The sequence below is a fragment of the Gilliamella sp. BG2 genome (genome assembly GCF_046635645.1).
Classification (GTDB): domain Bacteria; phylum Pseudomonadota; class Gammaproteobacteria; order Enterobacterales; family Orbaceae; genus Gilliamella; species Gilliamella bombi.
Genome location: NZ_JBIDFF010000040.1, coordinates 1 through 11,186, shown reverse-complemented (window position 1 = coordinate 11,186; position 11,186 = coordinate 1). Strand labels below are relative to the sequence as shown.

General features: G+C 34.7%; 13 protein-coding genes and 4 tRNA genes. 13 read left to right on the top strand and 4 right to left on the bottom strand.

Annotated features, from left to right (window positions below; genetic code table 11):
• Positions 1-187: 187 nt before the first annotated feature.
• Both ACGH6Q_RS11350 and ACGH6Q_RS11345 read right to left on the bottom strand, forming a co-directional pair.
• Complete coding sequence (locus ACGH6Q_RS11350; protein WP_296318401.1) at positions 188-481, bottom strand: hypothetical protein; 294 nt, start codon at positions 479-481, stop codon at positions 188-190.
• Positions 482-913: 432 nt separating this feature from the next.
• Entirely contained in the window at positions 914-2,251 is a 1,338-nt protein-coding gene (locus ACGH6Q_RS11345) for a replication-associated recombination protein A (protein WP_065590502.1), read from the bottom strand.
• 178 nt (positions 2,252-2,429) lie between these two features.
• Between ACGH6Q_RS11345 and lolA the strand changes: the two genes are divergently transcribed.
• Entirely contained in the window at positions 2,430-3,023 is a 594-nt protein-coding gene (gene lolA / locus ACGH6Q_RS11340; RefSeq protein WP_296318400.1) for an outer membrane lipoprotein chaperone LolA, read from the top strand.
• A gap of 113 nt (positions 3,024-3,136) precedes the next feature.
• Here lolA and smpB read toward each other — a convergent pair whose 3' ends face one another.
• Positions 3,137-3,619, bottom strand: a complete 483-nt coding sequence (gene smpB, locus ACGH6Q_RS11335) for an SsrA-binding protein SmpB (protein WP_065590504.1) — start codon at positions 3,617-3,619, stop codon at positions 3,137-3,139.
• Positions 3,620-3,652: 33 nt separating this feature from the next.
• On the opposite strand from smpB, the gene ACGH6Q_RS11330 reads away from it, so the two are divergent.
• The 5 genes from ACGH6Q_RS11330 to ACGH6Q_RS11310 are packed head-to-tail and all read left to right on the top strand — an operon-like array spanning position 3,653 to position 5,572.
• Positions 3,653-4,114: a type II toxin-antitoxin system RatA family toxin gene (locus ACGH6Q_RS11330; RefSeq protein ID WP_081296689.1), complete on the top strand. Its 462-nt coding sequence runs from the start codon at positions 3,653-3,655 to the stop codon at positions 4,112-4,114.
• A 1-nt stretch (position 4,115) separates the two neighbouring features.
• Entirely contained in the window at positions 4,116-4,394 is a 279-nt protein-coding gene (locus ACGH6Q_RS11325; protein ID WP_411578593.1) for an RnfH family protein, read from the top strand.
• Positions 4,395-4,410: 16 nt separating this feature from the next.
• Positions 4,411-4,845 carry a zinc uptake transcriptional repressor Zur gene (gene zur, locus ACGH6Q_RS11320; protein ID WP_065590506.1) on the top strand — a complete coding sequence of 145 codons (435 nt, stop codon included), beginning with the start codon at positions 4,411-4,413 and terminating at the stop codon, positions 4,843-4,845.
• Positions 4,833-5,189, top strand: coding sequence for an EamA family transporter (locus ACGH6Q_RS11315; RefSeq protein WP_034913647.1), 357 nt, complete (start codon positions 4,833-4,835; stop codon positions 5,187-5,189). Before zur ends, ACGH6Q_RS11315 begins: the two co-directional genes overlap by 13 nt.
• Complete coding sequence (locus ACGH6Q_RS11310) at positions 5,189-5,572, top strand: DMT family transporter (RefSeq protein WP_034913644.1); 384 nt, start codon at positions 5,189-5,191, stop codon at positions 5,570-5,572. Before ACGH6Q_RS11315 ends, ACGH6Q_RS11310 begins: the two co-directional genes overlap by 1 nt.
• 220 nt (positions 5,573-5,792) lie before the next feature.
• Here ACGH6Q_RS11310 and ACGH6Q_RS11305 read toward each other — a convergent pair whose 3' ends face one another.
• Positions 5,793-6,008, bottom strand: coding sequence for a DUF4177 domain-containing protein (locus ACGH6Q_RS11305; RefSeq protein ID WP_065590507.1), 216 nt, complete (start codon positions 6,006-6,008; stop codon positions 5,793-5,795).
• A 517-nt stretch (positions 6,009-6,525) separates the two neighbouring features.
• On the opposite strand from ACGH6Q_RS11305, the gene tcdA reads away from it, so the two are divergent.
• The 7 genes from tcdA to ACGH6Q_RS11270 form a co-directional block, all read left to right on the top strand.
• Positions 6,526-7,320, top strand: coding sequence for a tRNA cyclic N6-threonylcarbamoyladenosine(37) synthase TcdA (gene tcdA / locus ACGH6Q_RS11300; protein ID WP_296318398.1), 795 nt, complete (start codon positions 6,526-6,528; stop codon positions 7,318-7,320).
• A 288-nt stretch (positions 7,321-7,608) separates the two neighbouring features.
• The gene (gene adhE, locus ACGH6Q_RS11295; protein ID WP_411592849.1) at positions 7,609-10,290 is read left to right on the top strand and encodes a bifunctional acetaldehyde-CoA/alcohol dehydrogenase; all 2,682 of its coding nucleotides are present in this window, start codon (positions 7,609-7,611) and stop codon (positions 10,288-10,290) included.
• Between the two features lie 164 nt (positions 10,291-10,454).
• Positions 10,455-10,530 (top strand) — tRNA-Thr (locus ACGH6Q_RS11290).
• Between the two features lie 33 nt (positions 10,531-10,563).
• Positions 10,564-10,648: transfer RNA gene (locus tag ACGH6Q_RS11285), tRNA-Tyr, on the top strand.
• Positions 10,649-10,703: 55 nt separating this feature from the next.
• Positions 10,704-10,778 (top strand) — tRNA-Gly (locus ACGH6Q_RS11280).
• Positions 10,779-10,781: 3 nt separating this feature from the next.
• A tRNA-Thr gene (locus ACGH6Q_RS11275) sits at positions 10,782-10,857 on the top strand.
• 183 nt (positions 10,858-11,040) lie between these two features.
• Positions 11,041-11,186 (top strand): GTP-binding protein (locus ACGH6Q_RS11270; protein ID WP_411592850.1); only part of this gene is annotated, 146 nt, incomplete at its 3' end.

Below are 11,186 nucleotides of genomic sequence, written 5' to 3'. Positions count from 1 at the left end.
AGAAGTGAAACGCCGTAGTGCCGATGGTAGTGTGGGTATTACCCATGTGAGAGTAGGGTGCCGCCAGACTTTTAAATATAGAGAGCCCAGCAGTCATGCTGGGCTTTTTGCTTTTATATTATTATTTTATGATATGTAAAAAATCACTTAGTTGCTTTTGCTTTATTTTTAGTAACTTAACTTTAATCTATCTTATATTTTTATCTATAACTGATATGTATTTAGGTTTCTTTCTTAAATTGTTTAGTAAGTTTTTATCATCATCTTTCCACCAATATTCTTTATATATAGCTGGTTTTTTAAATTCATAAATGCTAATTAAACCTAACAAACCTGATGGTGAATCGGCCATAAAATCCCAACCGTTCTTTTCAGCACAGTACATTTTTAACTTTTCGTCATACCAAATTCGGTATCCTTTTTTATCTAATATATTGAGTACAGTGTTTGATATATTTGAATATTCAGATAATGCCGGCATAAAATTAATCCTGTTTCATAACTTTAATAGTTTACAACTAGCTGATGTGTGATTATCTCATTTTTAATACAAAACTAACGTAGAAAATCATGCTAGTTGTTTTTGTGTTTTGTATTCAATAGGCGTTATACTATTTAATGTCTCATGATTTTTTCAGTATTATAAATGGTAAGTCATTTTCGGTCATTCTATTTGCTTGCTCCAGGTTGTTAAAATGATAAAAATCTAACCCGACATATTTTTAGATAAAAAGCACTTTAATTATTTAAAATTTTATACTCAAACACATAGTTTCCTGAAAGTTTTTAACATTATTTTAAGATTTAAAGGAGGGTACAAAAATAAGTATGTAGAAATAGTATTCTCCATTTTATAATTATTTTGTTAGATCAAATTCTTTCAGAATATTTTTATAAAAAATAAACACAGCCTCTATTTTTTAGACTTATAACGTTGAATAGAGCTTGAGAGGTTTTGTTCTTCTATCCATGCTAATTTTTCAGTATAATTTTTTTCAGCACCACGAGTTGTTGGGCGATAATATTTTGTATTAGCCATTTCTGGCGGAAAGTAATTTTCACCTGCTGCGAAAGCGTTGGGTTCATCGTGGGCGTAACGATACTCAGCGCCATAACCTAAGTTTTTCATTAAGCTTGTTGGAGCGTTGCGTAAATGCTCAGGAACATCGTAATCAGGTTTTGATTCGGCATCAGTCATTGCTTGTTTAAATGCAAGGTAAACTGCATTACTTTTTGGTGCACAAGCAAGATAGATGATTGCTTGTGCAATTGCACGTTCACCTTCAGCAGGACCAACTCTTGTAAAGCAGTCCCATGCCGCAAGCGCGACTTGCATAGCTCTAGGATCGGCATTACCAACATCTTCCGAGGCAATGGCTAATAATCGACGTGCAACATAAAGTGGATCTCCGCCAGCTGATATAATTCTTGCATACCAATACAGAGCGGCATCAGGTGCGGAACCACGTATTGATTTATGTACCGCGGAAATTAAATCGTAAAAACGATCGCCTTGATTATCGAATCTCGCACTACGTTCTCCCATAACTTCTTTGAGTAAATCAGGTGTAAGTTCATGCCCATCTGACATGTCAATTAATAGTTCAAGTGTGTTAAGTGCTCGCCTTGCATCACCACCAACGAAGTCAGCAATTTGTTTTTTTGTTTCTTCGGGTAGATTGATGTTTTTATTACCATAACCACGGTTAGGATCGTCCATTGCCTGTTGTAAAATTTGCTCAATGTCATGGTTGGTTAATGATTTGAGCAAATAGACTCTTGCACGAGATAATAATGCAGAATTTAATTCAAATGATGGGTTTTCAGTTGTTGCTCCAATAAACGTAACAGTACCGTTTTCGACATAAGGCAAAAATGCATCTTGTTGGCTTTTATTAAAACGATGAACTTCGTCAACAAATAATATAGTGCGGATCCCTGCTTGCTGATTAATTTTAGCACGTTCAATTGCTTCACGAATATCTTTTATGCCAGATGTAACGGCAGAAACTCGTTCAACTTTAGCATTAGCATGATGAGCAATAATTTCAGCTAAAGTTGTTTTGCCCGTGCCTGGCGGCCCCCAAAGGATCATTGAGTGTAAATTTCCAGCTTCAATTGCTTTTGGTAGCGGTTTATCTTTCCCCAATAGATGAGATTGACCTATATATTCAGCTAGATTACGTGGGCGCATTCTAGCTGCTAATGGTTTAAATTCATCAGTAGTAAATTCAAAAGACATACTCGGCATGGCAGGTATTTATCCGCATTTGTAAAATAAAACCTATTATATACTTGTTATTTTGTAAGTGAAAAAAGAAAAGAAAATATCTTTCCCCAGTGGAATAAAAACGGTAATATTTCAATCCTATATAGTAATCAAAATATATTTAACATATTTTTATAGAAGAAATACATAAGGATTGGCTATGAAAAAGTTTTTACTTTTAATTGGAGCATTAGTTAGTTTATCAGCATGGGCTAGCGATAAAGAAGTATTACAACAACGTTTAAATAAAATTGACGGGTTTTATGCAAGGTTTTCGCAAGATGTGAAAACGGCCGATAATCAACAAGTACAAGAAGGTAAAGGCGATTTATGGGTTAGTAGACCTTACTATTTTAATTGGACGATGAATGAACCTGATGAAACATCGATTATTTCTGATGGAAAGAATATGTGGGTATACACACCAGCAGTTCAACAAGTTAGTGTAATGGACTTGAAAAAAGCGATCGATAACCGATTAATGTTACTGATTACTGACAGTCAGAACCCAATTTGGAATGTTTATAATGTCACTCGTAAACAAGATTCGTTCACTTTAAAACCAACCGATGGGTCTAATCAAGACTTTATTATTTCGGTATTACCTACAGGTATGATTTCTAACTTTACTATTATAGAAGAAGATGGCCAACGTAGTTTTTATGACTTGTCTCGACAAACACTAGGTAAAGTCGCATTAGACAAATTCAAATTTACTCCGCCAGCAGGCGTAACTGTTGATGATCAACGTTAGTATATTGCAGATTTATAATGTACTAAAAAAGATAGCGCTAGCAAATCTAATTAAAACAGAAATTGAATCGATATCTACTGCTAGCGTTATATTTTACGAAGTGAATCAAAACATTACCGATTTGCGTTTTTCATAATACGTGCTTTATCAACTTGCCATTGGCGTTCTTTAATATCGGTACGTTTATCGTATTCTTTTTTACCTTTGGCAACACCAATTTTTACTTTTGCCCATGCGTTTTTCCAATATAACGAAAGAGCAACAACCGTATAGCCTTGGCGGTTGATCTGACCAAATAATGAGTTGAGCTCACGCTCATTTAGCAGCAACTTACGATTTCGCATCGGTTCACAAATAACATGCGTTGAGGCAACATTTAACGGCGTAATAGTTGCACCAAATAACCATGCTTCACCATCTTTAAGTAAAACATAGCTATCACTAATATTTGCTTTACCTGCACGGAGAGATTTTACTTCCCAACCTTGCAGGGATAATCCCGCCTCAATTTCCTCTTCAATAAAGTACTCATGGCGTGCACGTTTATTTAATGCAATAGTTGCCGATCCCGGCTTGTGTAATTTTTTCTTAGTCATAATGTGCGTTATTATAGAGTTACGTGATACTATATGCTACTAATTTTAACTTTTTATTTTATTATTATGGCACATGTTTTTCACGAAGTTATTGAGCCCTACTCAATTGAGCAAATGTTTGCTTTAGTTAATGATATAGAAAAATATCCAGAATTCATTCCTGATTGTATCGCAACAGGCATTATTAGAAAACAAGATAATATTATGACTGCCTTTATTAAGGTTGAAAAGTTCGGTTTTAAAAAATCTTTTACCACATTAAATAGAGTTAATGAACCTAACTCAATTGATATAACGCTTTTAGAAGGTCCATTCAAACAATTATCGGGTCGGTGGCAATTTGTTAAAATTACTGAAAACCAAAGTAAAATTAGTCTCAATTTAGATTTTGAGTTCAAAAATAAATTATTAGATATGACTTTTACTCCTATATTTAAAGAAATCATGACTAGTATGGTTAATGCGTTTTCAAAAAGAGCAAGGCAGATTTATTAAAATGATCAATATTCAAGTTGTTTATGCGTTACCGAATAATCCAACAGTAATTAATTGTAATGTTGGTGAGCAAACGAATGTCTTGCAAGCAATTACAAAATCCAATATCTTATCGTTATGCCAGATTAAACTAGATGAACATTTAATCGGCATCTATGGAAAACGTTGTGATCTTAATGAATTGGTTAAAAATGGTGATCGTATTGAAATATATCGCCCTTTAATCAATGATCCTAAAGAAATAAGACGAAGAAAAGCTGCACAAAAAAATTATGGCTAAAGGCAAAGGATATTAAATGCATAATCTGTTAATTGAAAAGATTGAAACTTTATGCAAAAAACGTGGTATTAAACTGACAACGCAACGTCGAACAGTTTTAGATATTATGTTAACGGCAAATAAAGCAATGAGTGCCTATGATCTTTTAGATCTACTAAAAGTAAGCGAACCACAAGCTAAACCTCCAACAATTTATCGTGCACTTGAATTTTTACTTGAACAAGGTTTTATCCATAAAGTGGAATCTTCTAATAGCTATATTATTTGTCCACATTTTCAAGATCCTGAACATATTTCAATTTTATTCATTTGCGATAAATGTCAACAAATCATCGAAAAACATTCACAAGATATCGAACATCAATTTAAACAGTTAGCACAACAAAGTGATTTTTTAATCAAACATAGTGTGCTAGAAATACACGGATTTTGCCAGCAGTGTCAACCTTAATTATTGTTCTTTGGTTAATTAATATTGCCTGTGATACTGTTGGGCAAATTGCATTTAAGTATGCCGCAATTACTTCAAAAAATAAGCAGGGTTTACATTATTGGCAAAAATTATTTAGCAATTTTTGGCTTTGGTTGGGATTTGGCACATATTTTATCGGTTTTATTTTTTGGCTAGCATTTTTAAGTAAAGTGCCTTTATCGCAAGGTATTTTACTAGGTTCATTTAATATCATAACTGTTATGTTAGCTGGGCGTATCTTATTTCAAGAGCACCTTACTTTATTCCGTATCATTGGTATATTTTTTATTACTACTGGCGTAGTTTTAGTGGGGCTTACGTAATGAAAAAATTTTATATTATTGGATTTATTTTACTATTATTTTTTGACACATTTGGTCAAACAAGCTTTAAATTAACGGCAATATCAGCTATGCCATTTGAAGTGAGTATTGATTGGTTAATCCGTATTTTTACTTATGGTTGGGCTTATTTAGTAATGCTTGGCTATACAGGGGCATTTGTCACTTGGATGGTATTATTAAAAAAAGCCCCAGTGGGTCCAGCTTTTGCCGCTTCTCATTTACAGGTGGTTACAGTAATGTTGGTATCGGTTATTGTTTTTGATGAGCAAATTACATTGACACGCATGCTTGGTGGGTTATCTATCATTATAGGTATTGTTTTTTTAGCTCTAGCAGAGCAAAAATTACAGCATAAATCTTAAAGTTGCCTATTTTATACTGAAACATAGTGTTTCCTGAAACTTTTTAACAAAGAATTAATACTTCTAATTTACTAATTTAGCAATTAGCCAGTTTGAGTTTATCTTATTTAGTAGAAATAATATGCCCTAATGAGCATATTGATTTTCAACCTTACAACTATTAATTTAAAATATTATTACCTGTAATGGATTATTTTAATAAAAATGCTTTTGGGATTGTTTAAATACGGTCACGCTCAAGGATAACAATGTGAGCTTCTCGATTCCAGAATAAGAACAAGCGACGTATCTCTCTTTCCATCGTTACTACACGCCAGCCTGCTTCAGCATTTTTATTTAGTAACTCGGTAAACCTAGCTGGATTAACATTAGCTGATCCAAAAAGAAACGAAGAAAAAGCGTTTTCTTGATAAATAACTACCTTATATTCTTTCATAAAAAATTAAAACTCCAATAATTTATTTAAAGTAAGATTAAAAATTTTTAATATTATATACTGTTAAGACTTTAGTATCTAGCGTATAACAATTTTGTTTGATCTAAAAAATAGATATGTTCAATCTATATTAAAATTGTTAACCATTTTAATATATAGCTCTATTTTGCTCGACGTTAGCCTGACTAAGCACGAGGGTATTACGGCCTGATAGGTTATTAGACCCTTTATCTACTTTGTTCAAGCTAAAGGTACAATTGCTTGGTATGAAATGGCAAATTGTAGGAAAAAATAATAAGTTAAACAAATACACATAATATCTTATCGATTACTCATTGTCGAAGATGATGTAGCTGACCTTTATAAGAGTTATGAATTTGGTTTTTTATTCGTGAAAGGTATAATATCTCTAATACTTATTGATAAGTTCTTTATATAAAAAATATTACAGTTATAATTTGTAAAAAAGTTTCAGGAGAGTAGTTGTTTTAGTATAAAACACTATTATTAATTATTGATGAATAAAGAATCTTACTTTCAACGTTTTAGCGGTATAGCTAGGCTTTATGGTGAGTCGGCTTTGCAATGTTTTTCACAAGCGCATATTTGTGTAATTGGTATCGGTGGTGTAGGTTCTTGGGTTGCTGAATCGCTAGCGCGTAGTGGTATTGGTCAAATTACCCTAATTGATATGGATGATGTTTGTGTAACAAATACAAATCGCCAAATTCATGCGTTAAAATCCAATATTGGCAAAGCTAAAACCTCGGTTATGGCTGAACGCATTTTACAAATTAACCCTGAATGTATCGTGAATGAAATTGATGATTTTATTAATTCAGATAATGTTGGTGAATATTTAGGAACAAAGCAATCCCCATGTTATCACTATATTATTGAAGCAATTGATAGTGTACATGATAAAGCGGCTGTGCTTGCATATTGTAAGCGACAAAAATTGAAAGTGATTACCATTGGCGGAGCTGGTGGACAAAAAGATCCAACTCAAATTAAAATTGCAGATTTGGCAAAGACAATTCAAGATCCATTAGTAGCAAAGTTACGTGAAAAACTAAAGTATAATTATAAATTAAATAAAGATAGCAAAGGTAAATACGGCATTCCTTGTGTATTTTCGACTGAGCAATTAACGTACCCTTCTAAAAATGGACAAGTATGTTTAACAAAAAGTGAAGCAGATGGACCTAAAAAAATGGACTGTGGGTCAGGGTTCGGCGCAATTACAACAGTTACAGCCACCTTTGGTTTTGTGGCGGTTAGTTATGTGCTAAATAAATTGTGTAACACATAATTTTTTAAAACTAGTCCTTTTTCTTCCATAACAAATTCCATTAATAATAACCATTTTTGAATAAAAATGGTTCCTTTTTTTATATCTATTTCTTTTTTAGTGACTAAATACATAAAAATTAGTTACTTTTCGTAACATGCTTTTTTTTATTCAATATATTATTGTATAAAGTAAAAATCTGATTTACGATAACGTCAATTTCGTTTTGTCATTATGCTTAAGCATTAAATAGTTTCAAGGAAGACGCCAAACGATCCCGATTTATTTTTTAATTTCAAGGAGAAATCTATGGCAGTAACTAACATGAATGAGTTAAATGAGTTAATGGCTCGAGTCAAAAAGGCACAGGAGACTTATTCAACTTATACTCAAGAACAAGTCGACAAAATCTTTGTAGCAGCAGCGACAGCCGCCGCTGCGGCACGTATTCCACTTGCGCAACAAGCTGTTGCAGAGTCAGGAATGGGAATTGTCGAAGATAAGGTCATAAAAAACCTTTTTGCCGCTGAGTATATTTTAAATAAATATCGTCACGATAAGACTTGTGGAGTCGTTGCTGAAAATGAACCATTCGGTACTATTACTATAGCAGAGCCACTTGGTATTATTTGTGGAATTGTTCCAACAACTAACCCAACTTCAACTGCGATTTTTAAATCATTAATTAGCTTAAAAACTCGCAATGCAATTGTCTTCTCTCCACATCCTCGAGCTAAAAAATCAACTATTGAAGCTGCTCGAATTGTATTAGATGCCGCAATTAAAGCTGGCGCACCAAAAGATATTATTGGTTGGATTGACGAGCCATCTATCGAATTATCAAATGCATTAATGCACCACGATGATGTGTCTGCTATTTTAGCAACTGGTGGACCAGGCATGGTAAAAGCCGCTTATAGTTCAGGTAAACCTGCGTTAGGTGTTGGTGCAGGTAATACACCAGTTGTTATAGATGAAACAGCTGATTTGAAACGTGCTGTTGCCTCAGTACTTATGTCTAAGACATTTGATAACGGGATGATCTGTGCATCAGAACAAGCAATTGTTGTTGTTGATTCTGTCTATGATGAAGTACGTCGCTTATTAACTCAATATGGTGCATATGTCTTAAATGCTAAAGAAACTAAAGCAGTACAAGGTATTATTTTAAACGACAAAGGCGCCTTAAATGCCAATATTGTTGGTCAGCCAGCAACTAAAATTGCTGAAATGGCCGGTCTTAAAGTTCCAGCTGGTTCGAAAGTACTTGTTGGCGAAGTAAGTAAAGTTGATTTATCTGAACCGTTTGCCCACGAAAAACTTTCTCCAACGCTTGCTATGTTCAAGGCTAAAGATTTCTCTGAAGCTGTTGATAAAGCAGAAAAATTGGTTGAAATGGGTGGAATGGGGCACACTTCAGTCCTTTATACTGATCAAGATAGCAATCGTGAACGTATTGCTTATTTTGGTAGTAAAATGAAAACTTGCCGTATTTTAATAAATCAACCAGCAGCTCATGGTGGTATTGGTGATTTATATAATTTTGATTTAGCGCCATCTTTAACATTAGGATGTGGCTCTTGGGGGGGGAACTCGGTATCTGAAAATGTTGGACCGAAGCACTTAATCAATAAGAAAACAATCGCTAAGAGAGCAGAAAATATGTTATGGCACAAACTACCAAGTTCTATCTATTTTAAACGTGGCTCACTACCAGTAGCTTTAAGTGAAGTGGTTGAGCAAGGTGCAAAACGTGTATTTTTAGTAACAGATAAATTCCTATTTAATAACGGTTACTCAAAACAAATCACTGATCAATTAGAAGCACAAGGTGTTATTTGTGAAACTTTCTTTGATGTTGAAGCAGATCCAACATTAAGTGTCGTGCGTAAGGGTACTGATTCAATGCAAGCATTCCAACCAGATACAATTATTGCGTTAGGTGGTGGTTCACCAATGGATGCTGCAAAAATTATGTGGGTTTTATATGAGCACCCTGAAACTAAATTCGAAGAGCTAGCATTACGTTTTATGGATATTCGTAAACGTGCTTGCCACTTCCCAAATATGGGGGAAAAAGCAAAATTAATTTGTGTAACAACCACATCAGGTACAGGCTCTGAAGTAACTCCATTTGCCGTGGTTACTGATGATGCAACAGGTCAAAAATATCCATTAGCGGATTATGCTATTACGCCTAATATGGCAATAGTTGATGCAAACTTAGTGATGAATATGCCTCGCTCACTTTGTGCTGCTGGAGGCTATGATGCTGTAACGCATGCTTTAGAAGCTTACGTATCAGTTATGGCAAGTGAGTTTTCTGATGGGCAAGCGTTACAAGCGCTAAGCATACTTAAAGCTTATTTACCAGCAAGTTATAGAGAAGGGGCAAAAAATCCTATTGCTCGAGAAAAAGTGCATAGTGCAGCAACGTTAGCAGGTGTTGCTTTTGCTCAAGCATTCCTTGGCGTTTGTCACTCAATAGCTCATAAAATTGGTGCAGCATTCCATATTCCTCATGGTGTTGCTAATGCGATGTTAATTAGTAATGTTGTCCGTTTTAATGCAACCGACAAACCAACTAAACAAGGTACGTTTAGCCAATATGGTTATCCTAAAGCAGTTAGCCGTTATGCCGAAATTGCTGATCATTTAGGTCTAACCACAGCTACAGATAATGATGAGAAGAAAGTCGAGAAATTAATTGGTTGGTTAGATCAACTTAGAAAAGATCTTGATATTCCATTTTCTATTAAAGAATTTGGTGTGGATGAAAAAACTTTCTTGGCTCAAGTCGATCAGCTTGCAGTTGATGCCTTTGATGACCAATGTACTGGTGCAAATCCACGTTATCCTCTAATTGCTGAGCTAAAACAGATCCTTCTTGATACTTATTATGGTCGTGCATATCAAGACAAAGGCGATATTAGCGAAGATGTAGCGGTACAAACAGCGGCTAAAGGTGTAGGGACAACCAAAAAAATGTAGTTAAAAAGAAATAACATAAGTTTATTTTGAACTAAATAAAACCCGAAATAAGCATAAATTTCGGGTTTTTTTATGTTTTTGATTTATTTTTAAGCAAACAAAATAAAATTTGTTTTTTTTGCTTGCAAGGTTAAATGTTCTAGTTCATAATGCGCAGCACTTAGGCCGGCTTAGCTCAGTAGGTAGAGCAACTGACTTGTAATCAGTAGGTCGCCAGTTCGATTCCGGCAGCCGGCACCATTTTCCTAAGTAGACAAATTTATAAAGATTCGGGGTGGGGTTCCCGAGCGGCCAAAGGGAGCAGACTGTAAATCTGCCGTGTCACACTTCGAAGGTTCGAATCCTTCCCCCACCACCATCATCTAATATTAGCAATAGCTAATTGAAGCATTTAGGTAGCCGAGTTTGAACATGCGGGCATCGTATAATGGCTATTACCTCAGCCTTCCAAGCTGATGATGCGGGTTCGATTCCCGCTGCCCGCTCCAATTGCTGATATAGCTCAGTTGGTAGAGCGCACCCTTGGTAAGGGTGAGGTCGGCAGTTCAAATCTGCCTATCAGCACCATTCTTGTTAATCTCCTAAACTTCTAAAAATATCAAATTTGCCTGCTTTATAGCTTGTCACTCGGTAACTTTATCTGTTATCATTCAGAGCTAATTTTAAGTTAGTATTATGTTGATATTAAATATGATACTTGGTTAATGTGGTGATTCACCACCGATTTGTATTACATTTGAGGGACGATAAATGTCTAAAGAAAAATTTGAACGTACAAAACCCCACGTTAACGTTGGTACAATCGGCCACGTTGACCACGGTAAAACAACTTTAACTGCTGCAATTACTTCTGTACTTGCTAAAAAATACGGCGGTCAAGCTCGTGCATTCGATCA

Bases quoted from the DNA above. Each gene is read 5' to 3' on its own strand.
- ACGH6Q_RS11330 (WP_081296689.1), top strand. From the start codon at position 3,653: ATGCTACTAATTTTAACTTTTTATTTTATTATTATGGCACATGTTTTT.
- ACGH6Q_RS11345 (WP_065590502.1), bottom strand. From the start codon at position 2,251: ATGCCGAGTATGTCTTTTGAATTTACTACTGATGAATTTAAACCATTA.
- ACGH6Q_RS11310 (WP_034913644.1), top strand. From the start codon at position 5,189: ATGAAAAAATTTTATATTATTGGATTTATTTTACTATTATTTTTTGAC.
- adhE (WP_411592849.1), top strand. From the start codon at position 7,609: ATGGCAGTAACTAACATGAATGAGTTAAATGAGTTAATGGCTCGAGTC.
- ACGH6Q_RS11350 (WP_296318401.1), bottom strand. From the start codon at position 481: ATGCCGGCATTATCTGAATATTCAAATATATCAAACACTGTACTCAAT.
- tcdA (WP_296318398.1), top strand. From the start codon at position 6,526: ATGAATAAAGAATCTTACTTTCAACGTTTTAGCGGTATAGCTAGGCTT.
- ACGH6Q_RS11325 (WP_411578593.1), top strand. From the start codon at position 4,116: ATGATCAATATTCAAGTTGTTTATGCGTTACCGAATAATCCAACAGTA.
- ACGH6Q_RS11305 (WP_065590507.1), bottom strand. From the start codon at position 6,008: ATGAAAGAATATAAGGTAGTTATTTATCAAGAAAACGCTTTTTCTTCG.
- zur (WP_065590506.1), top strand. From the start codon at position 4,411: ATGCATAATCTGTTAATTGAAAAGATTGAAACTTTATGCAAAAAACGT.
- lolA (WP_296318400.1), top strand. From the start codon at position 2,430: ATGAAAAAGTTTTTACTTTTAATTGGAGCATTAGTTAGTTTATCAGCA.
- smpB (WP_065590504.1), bottom strand. From the start codon at position 3,619: ATGACTAAGAAAAAATTACACAAGCCGGGATCGGCAACTATTGCATTA.